We start from the raw sequence: 19,324 nt of genomic DNA on the forward strand, positions 1-19,324 counted from the left end.
GGCTCGGACGCATGCTGAACATGGCCGAGGGTGTCGCGCGCCTGGGCGCCCTGGCAGCATCTCCGGTCGTCTCGACACTCGCCGGCGCTTTCGAGCGTGCGGGCTTCGAGCTGGCGATCGTCGGCGGTCCCGTACGAGATGCGTTGCTGGGGCGCGCGACCAACGACCTCGACTTCACGACGAACGCCCGACCCGACGACATCCTGCGCATCGTCGAGCCCCTGGCGACCGCGACGTGGGACATCGGCCGCGCCTTCGGCACGATCGGTGCGAAGGTGCGCGGCGAGCAGATCGAGATCACGACCTACCGAGCGGACAGCTACGACGGCGTGACCCGAAAGCCGACCGTCGAGTTCGGTGACACGCTCGATCAGGATCTCGCGCGCCGGGATTTCACCGTCAACGCCATGGCGCTGCGTGTTCCGGGACCCTCGCTCGTCGACCCGACGGGCGGGGTCGAGGATCTCGTCGCGACGACGCTGCGGACGCCGAGCGATCCCGCCGTGAGCTTCGGCGACGACCCGCTGCGGATGCTGCGTGCCGCCCGCTTCGCTTCTCAGCTCGGCTTCTCGCTCGATCCCGCCACAGAGCAGGCGATGACCGAGCTGCGTGAGACGCTCTCGATCGTGAGCCCCGAGCGGGTGCAGGGCGAGCTGGTGAAGCTGCTGCGCACCGACGACCCCGCACGCGGCATCCGGCTGCTCGTCGACACCGGCCTCATGCAGCTCGTGCTGCCCGAGGTGCCGGCGCTGCGCCTCGAGATCGACGAGCACCATCACCACAAGGACGTCTACGAGCACTCGCTGACGGTGCTGCGCCAGGCGATCGAGCTCGAGCACGAGCGTAACCCCGGCGCAGAGCCCGACGTGGTGCTGCGCCTCGCGGCGCTCCTCCACGACATCGGCAAGCCCGCGACGCGCAAGCTCGAGCCCGGCGGGGGAGTGAGCTTCCACCACCACGACATCAAGGGGTCCCGGATGGCGCGCAAGCGCCTGCAGGCCCTGCGCTTCGACTCCGACACGATCTCGTCGGTGAGTCGCCTCGTCGAACTGCACCTGCGGTTCTTCGGTTACTCGGAAGGCGCCTGGACGGATTCGGCCGTCAGGCGCTACGTCCGCGACGCGGGTGACGAACTCGAGCGACTGCACATCCTCACGCGCGCCGACGTCACGACGCGGAACAAGCGCAAGGCCGCTCGCCTGAAGTCGGCGTACGACGACATCGAGCGACGCATCGACGAGCTGGCGGCCGCGGAAGAGCTCGGCGCCATGCGCCCGGAACTCGACGGCAACCGCATCCAGGCGATCCTCGGCATCGGCCCCGGCCGCGAGGTGGGCGAGGCGTACCGGTTCCTGCTCGACATCCGGCTCGACGAGGGCATGATCGGTGAGGATGCCGCGGAGCGTCGCCTGCGGGAGTGGTGGACCGTGCGCTCCGACGCGTGACGAGTCGACGAGCCCTACCGCGACGAGCCCGTCCGGCTTAGGCTGAGGGCGCTCCTTCACCGCCGATCGGAGTCGCCCGTGTCCTCGTCGTGGTCCGCGCAGTGGGATGTCGCACCCGAGTCGTCCCGTCTGCTGATCGAGCGCGCGCACGACGAGCTGTTGGCCGGAACCGATGCCGAGCGCCGTCTGCAGGACGTGCGGTCGCTCGTCCGCGATTCGTGGCGCCGGTCGATGGCGAACCTCGTCGGTGCCGAGGCGCTGCCCCCGGTCGAGTTCGACCAGCGCGCCCTCGCCGCCTACCGCAGCGCCCACCCGCTCGCCGGTGTCATGGACATGGTCCGTGCGCTGCTCGTCCCGAGCCCGGACTCCGGGGTCGTCGTCGCCGTCGGGGATGCCGCCGGCCGACTGCTCTGGGTCGAGGGCGATACGAGCGTCCGAACCCTGACGGGCGACATGGGCTTCGTCGCGGGGGCCAACTGGTCGGAGTCCGCCGTGGGCACCTCGGCACCGGGGACGGCCCTGCAGCTCGACCGATCGGTGCAGATCCGGGGCGCCGAGCACTTCAACCGTCTCGTGCATCCCTGGTCCTGCACGGCCGCTCCCGTGCACGACCCGGAGACCCGCCGACTGCTCGGGGTCATCGACGTGACCGGCCGTGCAGAGGCCGCGAGTCCGCAGGCACGGCTGCTCGTCGACGCGACGGCACGTGCGATCGAGAGCGAGGTTCTCGTCGCCCGGCTGCGCTCTCGTGCAGAGCGTCCGCGCGGCTTCACGCGATCCCGGAGTCGCGTGGGTTCGGTGCCGACGGCGTCGACTCTCCGCGTTCTCGGCAGGGACCGTGCGCTCCTCGAGATCGCCGGCGTCGGCGGTGAGCGGGCCGTCGAGGTGTCGTCCCGGCACGCCGACATCCTGCTCATGCTCGCGACGCACCGGCAGGGCCTGTCCGCGGAGCGGCTCGCCGAGCTCGTCTACGGTCCCGACGCCACCGACACCCTCCGCCCTGAGATGGTGCGGCTGCGGCGGGTGCTCGAACGAGCTGCGCCGCATCTCGTACCGCTGTCGCGGCCCTACCGTCTGCCCGCTGACCTCGAGACCGATGCGCAGCAGGTGGCGTCGCTGCTCGACCGTGGTGCGCACCGCGTCGCGCTCGCGGCGTATCCGGGCCCCGTCCTGCCCGACTCGTGCGCTCCCGGAACCGAGGAGGTGCGCAACCGCCTCCGGGCGTCGCTCCGCGAAGCGCTGATGGCCGAAGCATCGGTGGACGTCCTCCTGGCATACCTCGAGACGGACGAGGCCACCGATGACGCGGAGATTCTGCAGCTATGCCTGCGACTGCTGCCGGCGCGGTCGCCGAAGCGGGCGGGCATCGTCGCACGGCTGACCGCGCTCGGCAACCCCGACGAGTGACCGTTCCGTCGCCGCCGAGCCGCTGACAGGATGGCGACGCGATGTTGCACGTGAAACATCGGGAGGAGGCACGCGTGAGGACGACACGGATCTCATGGACCGGCATCGGGTCCGTCGAGACGATCGAGCGATGCGCCACGGAATATTCCGATGACGGCATCCGCATCGTCGGGGAGGTCGACGGCGGTGACGAGCCGTGTCGGTATGCCGTCAGTCTCGCGCCCGACGGCACCCTCCGCCACGCGACGATCGCATCGGGCGACCGCACGACGCAGATCGAGCATGTCGACGGCGCTTGGACGGTCGACGGTGAGGAGCGACCCGACCTCGCCGGCGCGACCGACGTCGACATCACCGCGACCCCCGCCACCAATGCGCTCCCGATCCGGCGCCTCGGACTCGCCGTCGGGAGCCGCGCCGACATCGAGGTGGCCTGGGTGCAGGTTCCGTCGCTCGAGGTGCGGCTCGGGCGGCAGCGCTACACCCGCGTCGGCCCGCGCGCATACTGCTTCGAGTCTCGCGACCGCGAGTTCCGACGCACGCTCACTGTCGACGCGGACGGATTCGTGCTCAGCTACCCCGGCCTGTTCGAGCGGGTGACGGGTTCGTGAGAGCCGCACAGAGCGAGGAGACGAGGACATGACGATGAGCGACGCGCCCACTGCCGACGACGCCCCCGGCGAGGCGCTCGTCTCACTGGCCGAGGCCTACGGGATCGCGACGGAGTACTGGTCGTTCTCCGGCGAGCAGGTCCACGTGCCCGGCACGACCCTGCGCGCGGTGCTCGCCGCGATGGGCGTCGTGGCGGACGACGACGAGGCCGTCGAGCGCGCCCTCGCCGAGCGCGCTGCGGAACCATGGCGACGACTCGTGGCGGCGTCGACGGTCGTGCGTCAGGGCACCGGGTCGATCGAGCTGCACGTCGCCGACGGCTCCGACGTCGAGGTCGTGCTCGTGCTGGAGGACGGTTCGATCCGTCCCCTGCCGATAGCCGAGCAGCAACCGGTCGCCCGCAGCGTCGACGGCCGGACGCGCTGGCGGGTGCGGGTCGCCGTGCCCACCGACGTCCCGCTGGGGTGGCACACGGTGCAGGCGCGGCAGTACGGCGGAGCAGATGAGCTCCTCGCGAGCGGCACGCTCGTCGTCACGCCGCCGCGATTGACACCGCCCCCGGGCGAGTCGGGACGCCGCTCGTGGGGCCTGATGGCTCAGCTCTACTCGGTGCGATCGCATCGGTCGTGGGGGATGGGGGACCTCGCCGACCTGGCCGACCTCGCCGCTGTCGCAGGGGAGTCCGGAGCCGACTACCTCCTGATCAACCCGGTGCACGCCGCGGAGGTGACCACACCGATCGAGCCGTCACCGTACCTGCCGTCGTCGCGGCGGTTCCTCGCTCCGCTCTACATCCGCCCCGAGCTCATTCCCGAATCGGCATACCTCTCGAGTCGGGCACGGGAACGGTTCATGCAGCTGAACCGGAGCGCCAGCTCGACCGACGGAGATCCCGAGCGCATCGACCGCGACCTCGTCTGGACCGCCAAGCGCGAGGCGCTCGCGCTCATCCACGACGTACCCCTCTCGCCGGCGCGACGCGCTCGACACGATGCTTTCGCTCGCTCCCAGGGCGCCGCCCTCGCCGACTTCGCGCTGTGGTGCGCGGTCCGCGAGCACGAGGCGGCGACCGGCGACCGGCTGCCGGAGGGCATCGCGATCGACGATCCCGCGGTGCTGGAGCTGCGTGACAGACTGTCGGACCGCATCGCGTTCCACGTGTGGCTGCAATGGGTCGTCGACGAGCAGCTCTCGGATGCCGCCGCGGCGGCATCAGCATCCGGAATGCGGATCGGGATCATGCACGACCTCGCGGTGGGCGTCTCGACGGCCGGGTCCGACGCATGGTCGCTGCGCGACCTCTACGCCCCGGGCGTCGTCGTGGGCGCACCCCCCGACATGTACAACCAGCAGGGTCAAAACTGGAATCAGCCGCCGTGGCTGCCGCAAGCCCTCGCCGAGCACGCCTACGCGCCCCTGCGCGACATGCTCCGGTCGCTTCTGCGCCATGCGGGCGCCCTGCGCATCGACCACATCCTCGGCTTCTTCCGCCTGTGGTGGATCCCCGAGGGGCTCGGCCCGGGGGAGGGCACCTACGTCCGATACGACCACGAGGCGATGATCGGCGTTCTCGCTCTCGAAGCGCACCGGGCCGGAGCACTCGTCATCGGCGAGGACCTCGGTCTCGTGGAGCCGTGGGTGCGCGACTATCTCGCGGAGCGCGGCATCCTCGGAACGTCGGTCCTGTGGTTCGAGACCGATGACGACGGCGGGCCACTCGCTCCCGAGCGGTACCGCACCGACGTGCTCGCCACCGTCAACACGCATGATCTGCCGCCCACGGCCGGATATCTCGACGGCGAACATGTCGCGCTGCGCGCACGGCTCGGTCTGCTCACGCGGTCGGTCGACGACGAGCTCGCGGATTTCGAGCGCGACCGCGACCGGATGCTGGCGGAGCTGCGCTCGCGCGGACTGATCTCCGATGGCGCGAGCGAGCAGGAGGTCGTCGAGGCGCTCCACGTCTTCCTCGCCGCATCGCCCTCGCGGCTGCTCGGCGTCTCGCTCGTCGACGCCGTCGGCGAGAAGCGCGTGCAGAATCAGCCGGGAACCGACGACGAGTATCCCAACTGGCAGGTGCCATTGGCGGATGCTGCCGGGCGGGCCGTGATGCTCGACGAGCTCGCGTCGCTTCCGCGATATCGCTCGTTGGTCGACGCCGTGGAGCGGGCGCTGCGCTCCGTCTCGTAGAGGTCGTGCGCCGGGCTTGTCAACCCGGTACGTGCGACACCGGGCATCGCCCGTACGGTCAGGGCGTCGAACGAGAGGAGACGCCATGGTCGACACCGCACCCCTCACGCGGGCGAAGTACCCGCGGTCGCTCATCGCGGGGCCCTACGGGCACCCGTTCCATGCGATCGCGATCATCCTGCCGATCGGCGCCTGGGTGTCGGCATCCGTCTTCGACGTCATCGCGGTCGCGAGTCCGGATGCCGCCGTCTTCGCCCTCGGCGCCCGCATCCTCATCGCGATCGGTCTTCTGGGTGCCGTCGTGGCCGCTGTGCTGGGGCTGATCGACTGGAGCAGCATCCCCAGAGACACCCCCGCGCGGGCCACGGGGCTGACCCACATGATCCTGAACCTCATCGCGATGGCGGTGTTCGCCGGCAGCCTCGCCCTGCGCGTCGACGAAGAGACGGTTCCGACCCTCGCGATGATCGCGAGCTTCGCCGGACTCGCCCTGCTGTCGGTGTCGGGGTGGCTCGGCGGCAAGCTCGCCCACACCTTCGGCGTCCGCGTCGCGACCGAGACGACCCAGGCCGAGGGCCTGGAACCGCTGCCCTGACCGAGGAGAGATGATGACCGACCTGGACACCCGTCCCGACAAGCGGCCTGCGAACCCCCTGGCAGGTCCCTACGGACACCCGTTCCACCCGATCGCCGTCACGATTCCGATCGGGGCGTGGATCGCGAGCTTCGTCTTCGACATCATCGGCCTCATCGTCGCCGACCCCACCCCGTACGCCGTGGGTTCGCGCGTCCTCATCGGGATCGGTCTCGTCGGCAGCCTCGTCGCCATCGTGCTCGGCATCTTCGACTACCTCCGCATCCCCGATCGGACGCGCTCGTCGAGCACCGCCACGATCCACATGGGGCTCAACTTCGTGGTGTGCGGTGCGTATCTGTTCCAGCTCTTCCTGCGGACCTCCACCGACGACATCCCCATCGCCGGGGTGATCTTCAGCGCCGTGAGCCTGCTGATCCTCAGCGCGTCGGGATGGCTCGGCGGCAAGCTCGCCTACCGCTACGGCGTGCGCGTGGCTCACGAGTCGAAGCAGGCGGAGGGCTTCGTCACGCGACGCAGCCGGCGCTGAGCGCTGGTGAAACGGGCGGCGACCTTCGGGAGAGAAGGCCGCCGCCCGTTCACGGCGGCGTGCGCCGGTGTCAGGCGGTGCCGGCCCGGCGTGCGGGTCGGATCGACCACAGGACGCCTCCCGCGACGAGCATGAGCGCAGCCAGCAACGCGGCGCCGAGCGGCGCCTGAGCGCCGGTGACGGCCAGCTGCCCGGAGGCGGTCACGGTGATCGGCACGCTGCCGATCACCTGACCGTCGGCGCCGAAGACCACGATCGTGTGATTGCCCGTAGCCAGATCGGCAGGGATGCGGACGTCGAACGCGACGCGCCCGTTCGCATCGGCGGTGGGGATGCCGGTGACCCGGATCGGGTCGCTCCGCAGTTCGGCGGCCACCTGTTCGCCGGAGTTGAGTCCGGTCACCGTCACCCGCACGGACTGCCCGCGCTCGACCGTCGTGGCCGAGACTGAGACGACCGGCGCGGTGGTGCCGGGCTCGATCGGGTTGGGCTCGGTCGGGTTGGGCTCGGTCGTGCCGGGCACCTCGCGCGGGTCGACGCTCGCGAGCGTCGGCGTCACCGTCTGGAACAGTCCGTCCTCGCCGATCTCGAGGCGGTCTATCGTCGTCTCGCGGTTGGTGCCGTTGCCGCCGGGGATCGCGAACCGGTGGTAGGCGATGTACCACTCGTCCGTTCCCGGGACGTTGACGATCGAGCTGTGGCCGGTGCCGAGGATGCCCTGCGACGGGTTCTTCTGCAAGAGGATGCCGCGGTAGGTCCACGGCCCGTCGATACTCGTCGACGTCGCGTAGCCGACGCGGTAGTTCTCCGAACCGGTGTCGTCGATCGAGTACGTCAGGTGGTACGTCCCGTCGCGGTAGTTCAGGAAGAGTCCCTCGCGGAAGTCGGGCAATCCGTCGATGGGCCGGATCGTCCCCTCCTCGACGCTCAGCATGTCGTCGGACAGCTCGCCGTAGACGGGTCGTCCGTTGCCCCAGAAGAGGTACGACTTGCCGGTCTCGGGGTCGGTGAACGCGGCCGGATCGATCGCCTGACCGCTGTTGACGGCCTCGGCGTTGGTGATCATCGGCTCCGCCCGCGCGGTAAACGGTCCTTCGGGACTGTCGGCGACGGCGACGCCGATCATCTTGCGGTTCGCGTTCGGCTCATGCCCGCTGAAGTAGAAGTAGTACTTTCCGCCCTTCTCGATGATCGTCGGAGCCCACGCATTCCCAGTGGCCCACGGAACGTTCCCGTTCGCGCCGTCGAGCGTCAGGATGGGCTCGTCCGACCGTGTCCAGTCGATCAGGTTCTTCGACGTCCAGACGTAGAACGTGTTGCCGCCCCACCCAGGGGTGCCGTCGGTGGTCGCGTAGATGTAATAGGTGTCAGCGAACACGGCGATGTTCGGATCGGCGTACAGCCCCGGCAGCACCGGGCTCTTCATCTCCACGGCCTCGAGCGTCCAGACGACGTCGGGCTGTCCCGGTGTGGTGAGCGTGACCGTGGCGGGCGTGCTCAGGTCGTGCACGGTGCCCGACGCGGGTGTGGCGGTGGTGCCGGATGCTGTGGCGAACACGGGGCGCAGCTGCGTGAGATCCGTGCCGCGGTTCACCGGGAACACGACCGTGCGGGCGTCGGTGTCGACCAGCGGTGCGACCTTGAGGGCACCGGCATCCTGCAGGCTGACGGCCCCGAGCGCTGAGGTGTTGCCGGAGTTCTGCACGATCTCTTCGGCGCTCCGAGCGCGGTTGTACAGCGCGAACTCGCGCATCTGCCCGCGGAAGAGGTTGTCAGCGTCGTAGACCGACTTGCCCAGGTAGTTCGCGAGCGTGCTGCCGCCGCCGATGTCCCCGGGGCGCACCGTCACGTCGGTCTTCTCGGCGACCGGCTGACCGTCGAGGTACAGCCGTGCCGTGTTCCCGCTCAGCGTGTAGGTGAGGTGCACCCAGCGGTCGCGCGGAAGGGCCGCGCCTGACGTGACGTTCTGCTCGCCGCTCCAGTTGCCGGTGGTCAGTGCCGCGCGGTACTGGTCGCCGGTCGAGAACAGGTAGCCGTTGCCGGCACCGTCGCCGCCGGTGTTGCCGAAACCGTAGAGGAAGTACGGAGTGCGCTGGGCCGGGTCGATCCGCAGTTCGGCCTCGACCGTGATGTCGTCGACGCCGACGAGGACGTTGTCGGGCAGGTCGACGTAGTCGTCGGTGCCGTCGAAGGCGAGCGCGCCGTCGGCGAACGTCGCTCCGCCGCGCACCTCGGCGTCACGCCCGGCGCCGGAACGGTCGTGCAGCACGGCGCCTGCGGCATCCGTGAAGTCGTAGCGCAGCAGCTCGCCCTTCTCGTTGGCCGCGAGGGGCTGCGGCAGGTCGGCACGCAGCGCCTCGAGCTCGGCCGCGGTCACGGGCATGACCGTGCCGTGGCGCGGGCTCGCCGGAAGGCGGTAGCTCGCCGGCACCTGCCAGTCCGGCGCGTCGAGGTCGTCGGTTCCCAGGGGGATGTAGCCGCGTCCGCCGTACTCGTCGACGAAGAGGTAGTAGTTAGAGCCCGACGTGTCGCCGGGGTTGGCCGCGAAGATGGTCGGGCCTTCGACGGCACCGAGGCCCGCATCGCGACCGATGCAGCTGTCGATCAGCTTCCAGGCGGGGTCGCCGGGGTTCCAGCCGGGAGCGTTGCGATCGTCGACGGCGGTCAGGCTGGACGAGGACTCCTGGATGATGTCGCGGCATCCCGTCGTGCTGGCCTCATCCTTCGTGAACCGGTAGTACGTGCCGTTGTCCTCGAGCACCGTGGAGTCGATGCGCGATGCTCCGAAGTCCTGCCAGACCTTCGGCTCGCTGAACGTCGTGAAGTCGCGCGTGGTCGCGTACATCATGGTCTGGTAGAAGCTGCCCGTGTGGTTCGGGTCGTCCTCGCCGAAGAGCGACGATGCCCAGAACACGACGTACTCGCCGAGTGCCTCGTCGTAGTACGCCTCGGGCGCCCAGGTGTTGCCCGCGTTGTCGGGGGCGACGCGGACGTGGCGCTGCTCGCTCCAGGTGACGAGGTCGTGCGACTCCCACACCTCGAGGTACTTCGAACCCTGCGTCTGCGCTCGGCCCCAGTCGCCGTTCCGCCCGATGGAGAGGTCGGTGGCGATGAGGTAGAACGTGTCGCCCTCGGGCGAGCGGATGAGGAACGGGTCGCGCAGGCCCCGCTCGCCCTCCGTGGAGGTGAGCGTCGGCTGGCCACCGTTGAGCTCGGTCCACGACAGCGCGTCGTTGCCGTTGCTGGCGGCGAAGTAGATGTTCTCGCCCGCCACGGAGTTTCCCGTGAAGTAGGCGAAGGTGTAGCCCTCGAAGGCTCCGATGTTCGCGGCCTTGCGCACCGCGGCCGGGAAGGAGCGGGTGAGCGTCGACGCGCCCTTCGTCACGGATGCCGTCAGCGCGACGGTGGTGTCTTCCCCGGGACGCGTGACGATGCCGTCAGCGGTGATGACACTCGTGTCGGCCGACGACCAGGTCACGTCGAGTCCCCGCGACGTCGTCGGCAGCGTGAGGTTGCCGCGCACGTCGTCGATGTTCGTGACGGTGAGGGCGTCGAGGGCGGCCTGCGCGACCTGATCGTCGGGGGTATCGACGAGCGCGACCTGCCCGGAATGCTGAAGTGGTCCGGCAGCCTGAGCTACGGCGGGAACGACGAGCGGCGCGGCTACGAGTGCAGCGACGAGCGGGACGGCGAGCGTCCAGGGATGGTGTCGGCGCCAGGGCGCCGGGCGAGCGGATGCGGGCACGGGGGAACCTCTCGTATGCGACGTTGCACGGCCGTCAGCACTGACGACGCTGAAATGTTAGCGCTCACAATTGGCGCAGCGCCAGTGCGCGGCATCCGGCCCTGCCGACGCCGAGGACGCGCATCTGCAGGGTGTTGACCCCCCAGAACCGTGCGGATGCGCCTCCTCGCCGTTGCCGGACGAGCCGTGCAACGCGTTGCAACGTGGCGCGGCGTAGCGTGCCCGACACCACCGCAGCACCGGCGCTGCGGGGAGTCGAGGAGATGACATGACCATCGTCGAAGAGGGCGTCTCGAGCGTCTACGCCGCTCCCGGTCAGCGTGGAGCCGTCGCAGAGTATCGAGCCCGCTACGGGCACTACATCGGCGGCGAGTTCGTCGAACCCGTCAAGGGGCAGTACTTCGAGAACATCACGCCCGTCACCGGAAAACCGTTCTGCGAGGTGGGTCGCGGCACCGTCGAAGACATCGACCGCGCCGTCGATGTCGCCTGGCAGGCGTTCGCGTCGTGGAAGAAGACCACGCCGGCCGAGCGCGCCGTCATCCTGAACAAGATCGCCGACCGCATGGAGCAGCACCTCGAGAAGATCGCGGTGGCCGAGACATGGGAGAACGGCAAGCCCGTCCGCGAGACGCTCGCCGCCGACATCCCCCTCGCGATCGACCACTTCCGCTACTTCGCGGGGGTTCTGCGCGCCCAGGAGGGCTCGCTCAGCCAGATCGACGAAGACACCGTCGCCTATCACTTCCACGAGCCGCTCGGCGTGGTGGGGCAGATCATCCCGTGGAACTTCCCGATCCTCATGGCGACGTGGAAGCTCGCGCCCGCGCTCGCCGCCGGCAACTGCGTCGTGCTGAAGCCCGCCGAGCAGACGCCCGCGTCGATCCTGTTCCTCTTCGAACTGATCGGCGACCTGCTGCCCGCCGGCGTCGTGAACATCGTCAACGGTTTCGGCATCGAGGCGGGCGCGCCGCTCGCGCAGCACCGCCGCATCCGCAAGGTCGCGTTCACGGGCGAGACGACGACGGGGCGATTGATCATGCAGTACGCCTCGCAGAACCTCATCCCCGTCACGCTCGAACTCGGTGGCAAGAGCGCCAACGTGTTCTTCGAGGATGTCGCGCGCGAGCGCGACGACTACTACGACAAGGCCCTCGAGGGGTTCACGTTCTTCGCGCTCAACCAGGGCGAGGTGTGCACGTGCCCGTCGCGGGCGCTCATCCAGCGGTCGGTGTACGACTCGTTCCTCGGCGACGGCCTCGACCGCGTCGGCAAGATCGTGCAGGGCAACCCGCTCGACCCGGCGACGATGATCGGTGCGCAGGCATCCAATGATCAGCTCGAGAAGATCCTGTCGTACATCGACATCGGCAAGGCCGGGGGAGCGAAGCTGCTCGCCGGCGGCGATCGGGTCGACCTCGGCGGCGAGCTGAGCGGCGGGTACTACGTCGCCCCGACGGTCTTCGAGGGCACGAACGACATGCGCATCTTCCAGGAGGAGATCTTCGGCCCGGTCGTCTCGGTGACGAGCTTCGACGACTTCGACGACGCGATCGGCATCGCGAACGACACCCTCTACGGGCTCGGCGCGGGCGTCTGGAGCCGCTCGGGCGACACCGCCTACCGGGCAGGCCGTGCGATCGAGGCCGGTCGAGTGTGGACGAACACCTATCACCAGTACCCCGCCCACGCCGCCTTCGGCGGCTACAAGCAGTCGGGCATCGGCCGCGAGAACCACCTCAAGATGCTCGACCACTACCAGCAGACGAAGAACCTCCTCGTGTCGTACGCCGAAGGCGCGATGGGCTTCTTCTGAGCCGCATCCACTCATCGACATGTCGAACGACACGTACAGCAGGGTCGCGGTGACCGACGCCGCCGCGGCCCTGCTGCGCGACCTCACCGCCCAGCACGGGCCGCTGATGTTCCATCAGTCGGGCGGATGCTGCGACGGCTCCGCCCCCATGTGCTATCCGGTCGGGATGTTCATCACGGGCCCCGCCGACGTGAAGCTCGGTGAGCTCGATGTCGGCCTCGACGACCCGATCGAGGTGTTCATCTCGCTCGCCCAGTTCGAGTACTGGAAGTACACGCACATCACGATCGACGCCGTGCCTGGTCGCGGTGCCGGATTCAGCGTCGAGGGACCGACGGGAATGCGGTTCATCATCCGGTCGCGCATGCTCGACGACGCCGAGCTGGTGGCCCTCGGACTGGCGCCGGCGTTGCCGTCGTCGTAGGGTCGGATGTTCCCCATGTGCGTCGCGGCACAGCGGGTTCGGTGCGCCATGGCCTCGGCAGGGGGGAGGGCGGCTCAGCGCCGGCGCCGCTCGATGAGTATGGTGTCGCGCCAGGTGCCCGCCCAGGGGCCGTGAGACATGTAGGCGATACGTTCGCGCTGGCCGATGCGGCGGAAGCCGACGCGTTCGTGCAGGGCGAGGCTGGCGGTGTTCTCGGGGAAGATGCTGGCTTGCACTGTCCAGATGCCCGCAGCGTCAGCTGCGCGCAGGAAGGAGGTGAGGAGTGTCGTGCCGATGCCGCGCCCGCGGGCGTGGTCGGCAATATAGACGGAGTGCTCTACGACTCCTCGGTAGACCTCGCGTGCGGAAACGCGGGATGCGGAAACCCAGCCGAGGACGGAGCCGGCGGGATCCGCGGCGACGAGTCGGCCGACCTGGAGCTTTGCCCGGTCGAAGTCAGCCCAGGACGGGGGTTCGCGCTCGAACGTCGCGTTTCCTGCCGCGATTCCTTCGCGGTAGATCATCTCGACCTCGGGCCAGTCCTTCTCGCCCATGGCCCGGACGGCGGTGTCGCTCATGCGCGGAGAGCGCGCGATGCGGCGTCGAGAGCATCGGTGACGACGCGGTAGTAGGCCCATCGGCCGCGCTGCTCGCGGGTGACAAGACCGACTTCGACGAGCTGCTTCATGTGGTGCGAGACGGTCGGCTGCGAGAGGCCGACGGGCTCGGTGAGGTCGCAGATGCACGCCTCCCCATCGGCGGATGCGGCGATCAGAGACAGCAGGCGTACGCGCGTGGGGTCGCCGAGCGCTTTGAATGTCCGGGCGGTGCGCTCAGCATCTTCGAGCGAGATCACGGCTCCGGTCACCGCAGCGCAGCAGGTGTCGCCCTCCGCGGAGGAGAGAAGCGGGAGCTGTGCAGTCATCGTGCAATCCTCTCATGACAGATTGACAATCATCGATGTACAGATGATGCTCTATCCATCGATGTTCGTCAATGAATGGATGAGGGTGCTGTGGAGAACGTCTTGCCGGTGGCTGTGATCGGTGCGGGCCCCCAGGGTCTCGCCGCGGCTGCGCACCTGATGGAGCGAGGGGTGCCTGTCGTGGTGCTCGAGGCTGGCGCTTCTCCGGCGGCTGCGGTCGCGGAGTGGGGGCATGTGCGACTGTTCTCCGAATGGCCCGAGTTGATCGACGCGGCGAGCTCTCATCTTCTCGCAGGCTCGGGGTGGCAAGCCCCGACGACGGGATACCCCACGGGGGAGCAGTGGATCGAGGAGTATCTCGCGCCCCTGGCTGTCGCCCTGGGTGATCGCGTCCGCTACGACGCTCGGGTGACGGGAGTTTCTCGGCTCGGCCGAGACCGCCTTGTCGATGCGGGCCGGGGAGATCAGCCCTTCACTGTTCACGTCTCATCCGCTCAGGGGGAGGAGTATCGGCTGCAAGCGCGAGCTGTGATCGACGCATCCGGCACCTGGTCGACGCCCAACCCTGCGGGAGCTGACGGGCTCCCCGCCATCGGTGAGGCGGCATCCGCGGACCTGCTCTCGTACCGCATCCCCGACTTTCGTGACCGTGCTGGTTTCGCCGGCAAGCACACCGTCGTCATCGGTTCGGGGCACTCCGCAGTGACGGCTGTGCTGGCCCTCGCGCGAATGGCTCGCCGTGACCCCGCGACGACGGTGACTTGGGCGCTGCGCCGAGCGACCGCCGGGAACGCCTTCGGCGGGGGCGAGGCGGACGAGCTTCCCGCGCGCGGTGCGTTGGTGATCAAAGCCAAGGAGTATGTCGACGCCGGTCTGGTGTCCCTCGTCACGGGATTCCGGGTCGAACGCGTGACCCGTGACCGTACGCGCCCCATTCTGGTCGCGGAGGACGGCCGCACTCTCACCGCTGACCGGGTGGTGGTCCTCACCGGCTTCCGTCCCGATCTGTCTCTCCTCTCCGAGCTGCGGTTGGAGCTGGACCCGACGCTCCAGGCGCCGGTTCGGATCGCCGCGGAGGTCGATCCGAACGTACACTCCTGCGGTTCCGTCGCCGCGACCGGCGCCGCTGACCTCGCGCAGCCCGAACCGGACTTCTACCTCGTCGGGGCGAAGTCCTACGGCCGTGCGCCGACATTCCTCGCGCTCACCGGGTACGAGCAGGTGCGCAGCGTTGCAGCCGAGATCGCGGGCGATCGCGAAGCCGCCCGCCGCGTCGAGCTCGTCCTCCCGGACACCGGTGTCTGCGGCGGCGCAGGGCTGTTCGACGCATCCGGCGCGTCGCTGGGTGGGGCGTGCTGCGCGCCTCCGGTGCTGCAGATCGGGCGGTAGCCGGCGCCCTCACGGCCGGCTCAGCGGCGGAGGAGAGCTGTCCAGGTCGGTTTTGCGGGTTGTATTGGTTTCTGTCAATATAGACACATGTCGATTCAAGAGGTTGAGCTGGTCATCGTCGGGTCAGGCCCCTCGGGCTACACGGCGGCGGTGTACGCGGCCCGGGCCGGGCTCGCCCCCGCCGTCATCGCGGGTTCGGTCACCGCGGGCGGTGCCCTCATGACAACGACGGAGGTGGAGAACTTCCCCGGTTTCGTCGATGGCATCCAGGGGCCGGAACTGATGGACACGATGCGCCGGCAGGCCGAACGCTTCGGCGCGCGCATCCTCCTCGACGACGCTGTGCGCGTCGATCTCGAATCCGACACGAAGATCATCCAGACGGGCGCCGGACTGACCTTCCACGCCCGCGCGGTCATCCTCGCCATGGGCTCCGCGTACCGGAAGCTGGGGCTTCCCGGAGAGGAGCGCCTGTCGGGTCACGGCGTCTCGTGGTGTGCGACGTGCGATGGGTTCTTCTTCCGGGACCAGGACATCGTCGTGGTCGGTGGCGGGGACTCGGCCATGGAGGAAGCCCTGTTCCTCACGCGGTTCGCGCGGAAGGTGACCGTCGTCCACCGCCGCAGCTCGTTCCGGGCATCCAAGATCATGGCGAAGCGTGTGCTCGAGCACCCGAAGATCGACGTCGCGTGGAACAACGAGGTCGCAGCCCTGCAGGGCGACGAAAAGGTGCAGGGCGTTCGCCTCCGCGACACCGTCACCGGGGCCGAGCGTGACCTTCCGGTGACGGGCGTGTTCGTCGCGATCGGCCACGACCCCCGCTCCGAGTTGGTCACCGGACAGGTCGCGACGGACGCCGATGGATACGTGCTGGTCGAGCACCCTTCCACGCGCACCTCACTCACCGGGGTGTTCGCGGCCGGCGACCTCGTCGACCACACCTACCGGCAGGCGATCACGGCCGCCGGCACGGGATGCGCGGCAGCACAGGACGCGCAGCACTACATCGCTGCGCTCGAGGTCCCCGAACTGGCGGAGGCTCTCGCGTGACCGACGCAGCTCCCGTCACGCGCCGCCTCTCGACCCTCGACCGGTGGCTGCCGTTGTGGATCGGAGTGGCGATGGCCGGCGGCATCCTTCTCGGCCGATTCGTCCCGGGGCTGTCCGACATGCTCGCCCGCCTCGAGGTCGGCGGGATCTCTCTTCCGATCGCGCTCGGGCTGCTGATCATGATGTACCCGGTGCTCGCGAAGGTCCGCTACGACAAGGTCGCCGCCGTCACCGGCGACACGAAGCTCCTCGTCTCGTCGCTGGCCCTGAACTGGATCGCTGGGCCGGCGTTGATGTTCGCCCTCGCGTGGGTGTTCCTGCCGGACCTGCCCGAGTACCGTACGGGGCTGATCATCGTCGGCCTCGCGCGATGCATCGCCATGGTCGTGATCTGGAACGACCTCGCCTGCGGGGACCGGGAAGCGGCGGCGGTGCTCGTCGCGATCAACTCGGTGTTCCAGGTCATCGCGTTCTCGGTCCTCGGCTGGTTCTACCTCACCGTTCTTCCCGGCTGGCTCGGCCTCGACAGTCACGGCCTGGACGTCTCGGTCTGGCAGATCGCGCTCAATGTGCTCATCTTCCTCGGCGTGCCCCTCGTCGCCGGGTTCGCCTCCCGTCTCATCGGGGAAGGTCGCAAGGGCCGCGTCTGGTACGAGGACTCGTTCCTCCCCCAGATCGGACCATGGGCGCTCTACGGGCTGCTGTTCACGATCGTGCTGCTGTTCGCGCTCCAGGGGGAACAGGTCACCTCCCGGCCGTTGGACGTCGTCCGGATCGCGCTGCCGCTGCTGGTCTATTTCGCCGTCATGTGGTTCGCCGGCTTCGTCACCGGGAAGAGCCTCGGGCTGGGCTATGCGCGCTCGTCGACGCTCGCATTCACCGCGGCGGGCAACAACTTCGAACTCGCCATCGCCGTCGCGATCGGCACCTTCGGCGCCACTTCCGGGCAGGCGCTCGCCGGTGTCGTCGGCCCCTTGATCGAGGTTCCCGTGCTGGTCGGCCTGGTCTACGTCTCGCTGTGGGCTGCGCGAGCATGGTTCCGCGTCGACCCTTACGCGATGCCCGAACCCGCCCTCGAAAGGACTCGATGATGAGCGCCCCCACAGCCACCGAAGCCGACACCTGCGCCCCGTCGCCCACGCACGCGATCGGAGACGAGGCGGCCGCGGCGATCGCCACCACACTGAAGGCGCTGTCCGATCCGCTGCGGTTGCGGATGCTGTCGGCGATCGCGACCGACGCACGGGGAGAATCGTGCGTGTGCGACCTCGCGGAACTGGCCGAGGTGTCGCAGCCCACGGTGTCGCACCACCTGAAGGTGCTCCGCGACACCGGAGTGCTCACCTCCGAGCGGCGCGGCACCTGGGTCTGGTATCGGATCGACCCGGCGCTCCGTCCGGCGGTGACGACGCTGCTCGACTCGTTCGCCCCCGCCGCCATCGCCCCTGTCCGCCCCGAGCATGCGGGGCTCGAGAACGTCGACGCCGCCCTCACCCGCCTGGCGGAAGCGCTCCATCAGGACTACCGCCAGCTCGACGGCGGCCTGGTGGCGACGATCGTCCGCGAGTCGTACACGGCCTTGGCCAAGAGCGCTCGGGTGAAGAACCACCTGCTGTCGCTCACCGACCGGTTCGCGCGCCAACGCCTCACCGACATCACCCGTGACCGTACGCAAGGAAAGCCGCAGGTGCTGTTCGTCTGCGTCGCGAACGCAGGGAGATCGCAGCTCGCCGCCGCACTGGTGAATCAACGCTCGGCCGGCGCCGTCGTGGCACGCTCGGCCGGATCGACCCCGGCTGCCGAGATCCACCCTCACGTGCAACCCCTCATCGACGAGCTGACCCCGGCCGACGACGAAGCGCGGTTCCCCAAACCGCTGACCGATGACGCCGTCCGCGCAGCTGACGTCGTCGTCACCATGGGCTGCGGCGACGTCTGCCCCATCATCCCCGGCGTCCGCTACGAGGACTGGACCGTGGGCGACCCCGCCCTCGCCTCCGCAGAAGGCGTCGCCGCGATCTGCGACGACATCGCCCGACGCGTCGACGCTCTTCTCGCCACACTCACCCCCACCCGCTGACCGGAGCCACCATGACCGACACCAAGCCTTCCGTCCTCTTCGTCTGCGTGCACAACGCCGGTCGCTCGCAGATGGCCGCGGGGTTCCTCCGCGACATCGCCGGCGACCGCATCGAGGTCCGCTCCGCCGGGTCCATGCCCGCCGATCGGATCAACCCGGTCGCGGTCGAGGCGATGGCCGAGCTCGGCATCGACATCACCGCCGAGCAGCCGAAGGTGCTCACGACCGAGGCCGTGCAGGCATCCGACGTCGTCATCACGATGGGATGCGGTGACGCTTGCCCGTTCTTCCCCGGCAAGCGCTACGAGGACTGGAAGCTCGACGACCCCGCGGGTCAGGGCATCGACGCCGTCCGGCCGATCCGCGACGACATCCACGCACGGATCCGGCAGCTCGTCAGCGAACTCATCTGACGGGGTGCGGCCCGCTCGCGCATGAGCGCCCCTCGGGACCGTGGGGTGTCGGCGGATCACAGGGTCGCGAGGATCTCCTTCATCGTGGCGATCTCTTCCGTCTGCGCCTCGATGATCGTCTCAGCGAGTGCGACGGCGTCGCGGTTCTGGCCGTTGTCTACCTCGTCCTGGGCCATGTCGACGGCGCCCTCGTGATGCCGGATCATCTGCTGGAGGAACAGGCGTCCGGCGTCCGCACCGCTGGCCTCGTCGAGGGCCCGCATGTCCTCGTCGGACATCATCCCGCTGCCGTGATCCATGCCGTCCATGCTGTGCGGATCGGTCCCCCATCGTCGGAGCCATTGATCCATCGTCCGCATCTCGGGCTCCTGTGCAGCCTTGATGTCCTCAGCGAGCGACACGACGCGGTCGTCGACACCGTCCTTGCTGAGGAGGACGTCGGACATCTCGACGGCCTGCGCGTGATGCTCCTTCATCATGCGTGCGAACATGATGTCGGCGTCGTTCGCATCCGCTGTCATTGCAGGTGCTGACGAGCGGTCGTGGTCCATGCCTACCATCCCGTTGTCGGTACCGGTGTCGCCGGCACAGCCCGACAGGGCGAGCAGTGCAGTGAGTGCGAGTGCGGCGATGGCCGCGGGTCGAATCGTCATGAGTCTCCTCCCAGGATGATGATGGGGCGCGACATCGCCGGTCTGTCTTCG

Annotated in this window: 17 protein-coding genes; 13 read left to right on the forward strand and 4 right to left on the reverse strand. The window is 69.1% G+C overall.

Annotated elements, in window-relative coordinates; translation table 11 throughout:
* Positions 1-11: 11 nt before the first annotated feature.
* From MTS1_RS09675 to MTS1_RS09700, 6 genes are all read left to right on the forward strand, one after another.
* Complete coding sequence (locus MTS1_RS09675) at positions 12-1,445, forward strand: CCA tRNA nucleotidyltransferase (protein WP_023953457.1); 1,434 nt, start codon at positions 12-14, stop codon at positions 1,443-1,445.
* A 78-nt stretch (positions 1,446-1,523) separates the two neighbouring features.
* Positions 1,524-2,852, forward strand: coding sequence for a GAF domain-containing protein (locus MTS1_RS09680; RefSeq protein WP_023953458.1), 1,329 nt, complete (start codon positions 1,524-1,526; stop codon positions 2,850-2,852).
* Positions 2,853-2,926: 74 nt separating this feature from the next.
* Positions 2,927-3,463 carry a putative glycolipid-binding domain-containing protein gene (locus MTS1_RS09685; protein WP_036304732.1) on the forward strand — a complete coding sequence of 179 codons (537 nt, stop codon included), beginning with the start codon at positions 2,927-2,929 and terminating at the stop codon, positions 3,461-3,463.
* A 28-nt stretch (positions 3,464-3,491) separates the two neighbouring features.
* The gene (malQ, locus tag MTS1_RS09690) at positions 3,492-5,654 is read left to right on the forward strand and encodes a 4-alpha-glucanotransferase (protein WP_023953460.1); all 2,163 of its coding nucleotides are present in this window, start codon (positions 3,492-3,494) and stop codon (positions 5,652-5,654) included.
* 85 nt (positions 5,655-5,739) lie between these two features.
* Positions 5,740-6,249: a DUF2231 domain-containing protein gene (locus tag MTS1_RS09695; protein ID WP_023953462.1), complete on the forward strand. Its 510-nt coding sequence runs from the start codon at positions 5,740-5,742 to the stop codon at positions 6,247-6,249.
* 13 nt (positions 6,250-6,262) lie between these two features.
* Positions 6,263-6,778 (forward strand): DUF2231 domain-containing protein, encoded by a 516-nt coding sequence (locus tag MTS1_RS09700; protein ID WP_023953464.1) that lies wholly within the window; start codon positions 6,263-6,265, stop codon positions 6,776-6,778.
* Between the two features lie 70 nt (positions 6,779-6,848).
* Here MTS1_RS09700 and MTS1_RS09705 read toward each other — a convergent pair whose 3' ends face one another.
* Positions 6,849-10,523 carry a family 43 glycosylhydrolase gene (locus tag MTS1_RS09705; RefSeq protein ID WP_023953466.1) on the reverse strand — a complete coding sequence of 1,225 codons (3,675 nt, stop codon included), beginning with the start codon at positions 10,521-10,523 and terminating at the stop codon, positions 6,849-6,851.
* Between the two features lie 268 nt (positions 10,524-10,791).
* Between MTS1_RS09705 and MTS1_RS09710 the strand changes: the two genes are divergently transcribed.
* Together MTS1_RS09710 and MTS1_RS09715 are read left to right on the forward strand one after the other, a co-directional pair.
* Positions 10,792-12,339, forward strand: coding sequence for an aldehyde dehydrogenase family protein (locus tag MTS1_RS09710; RefSeq protein WP_023953468.1), 1,548 nt, complete (start codon positions 10,792-10,794; stop codon positions 12,337-12,339).
* 19 nt (positions 12,340-12,358) lie between these two features.
* The gene (locus MTS1_RS09715; protein ID WP_036304733.1) at positions 12,359-12,763 is read left to right on the forward strand and encodes a DUF779 domain-containing protein; all 405 of its coding nucleotides are present in this window, start codon (positions 12,359-12,361) and stop codon (positions 12,761-12,763) included.
* 74 nt (positions 12,764-12,837) lie between these two features.
* Here the strand turns inward: MTS1_RS09715 and MTS1_RS09720 are convergent, their stop codons facing one another.
* Together MTS1_RS09720 and MTS1_RS09725 are read right to left on the reverse strand one after the other, a co-directional pair.
* Positions 12,838-13,341 carry a GNAT family N-acetyltransferase gene (locus MTS1_RS09720; protein ID WP_023953471.1) on the reverse strand — a complete coding sequence of 168 codons (504 nt, stop codon included), beginning with the start codon at positions 13,339-13,341 and terminating at the stop codon, positions 12,838-12,840.
* Complete coding sequence (locus MTS1_RS09725; protein WP_023953472.1) at positions 13,338-13,688, reverse strand: helix-turn-helix transcriptional regulator; 351 nt, start codon at positions 13,686-13,688, stop codon at positions 13,338-13,340. Before MTS1_RS09725 ends, MTS1_RS09720 begins: the two co-directional genes overlap by 4 nt.
* Positions 13,689-13,778: 90 nt before the next feature.
* Here MTS1_RS09725 and MTS1_RS09730 point away from each other — a divergent pair, with 90 nt between their 5' ends.
* From MTS1_RS09730 to MTS1_RS09750, 5 genes are all read left to right on the forward strand, one after another.
* Positions 13,779-15,077: an FAD-dependent oxidoreductase gene (locus MTS1_RS09730; protein WP_023953473.1), complete on the forward strand. Its 1,299-nt coding sequence runs from the start codon at positions 13,779-13,781 to the stop codon at positions 15,075-15,077.
* An 87-nt stretch (positions 15,078-15,164) separates the two neighbouring features.
* On the forward strand, positions 15,165-16,127 hold the full coding sequence (gene trxB, locus MTS1_RS09735; RefSeq protein ID WP_023953474.1) for a thioredoxin-disulfide reductase: 963 nt from the start codon (positions 15,165-15,167) through the stop codon (positions 16,125-16,127).
* Positions 16,124-17,218 (forward strand): ACR3 family arsenite efflux transporter, encoded by a 1,095-nt coding sequence (gene arsB / locus MTS1_RS09740; RefSeq protein WP_023953475.1) that lies wholly within the window; start codon positions 16,124-16,126, stop codon positions 17,216-17,218. The genes trxB and arsB overlap by 4 nt, the downstream gene beginning before the upstream one ends.
* On the forward strand, positions 17,215-18,207 hold the full coding sequence (locus MTS1_RS09745) for a metalloregulator ArsR/SmtB family transcription factor (protein WP_036304734.1): 993 nt from the start codon (positions 17,215-17,217) through the stop codon (positions 18,205-18,207). The genes arsB and MTS1_RS09745 overlap by 4 nt, the downstream gene beginning before the upstream one ends.
* Positions 18,208-18,218: 11 nt before the next feature.
* The gene (locus tag MTS1_RS09750) at positions 18,219-18,620 is read left to right on the forward strand and encodes an arsenate reductase ArsC (RefSeq protein WP_023953479.1); all 402 of its coding nucleotides are present in this window, start codon (positions 18,219-18,221) and stop codon (positions 18,618-18,620) included.
* A 56-nt stretch (positions 18,621-18,676) separates the two neighbouring features.
* On the opposite strand, the gene MTS1_RS09755 is transcribed toward MTS1_RS09750, so the two are convergent.
* Positions 18,677-19,273 (reverse strand): DUF305 domain-containing protein, encoded by a 597-nt coding sequence (locus MTS1_RS09755; RefSeq protein WP_023953481.1) that lies wholly within the window; start codon positions 19,271-19,273, stop codon positions 18,677-18,679.
* Positions 19,274-19,324 lie beyond the last annotated feature (51 nt).

The organism is Microbacterium sp. TS-1 (assembly GCF_000509385.1).
Taxonomy (GTDB): Bacteria; Actinomycetota; Actinomycetes; order Actinomycetales; family Microbacteriaceae; genus Microbacterium; species Microbacterium arborescens.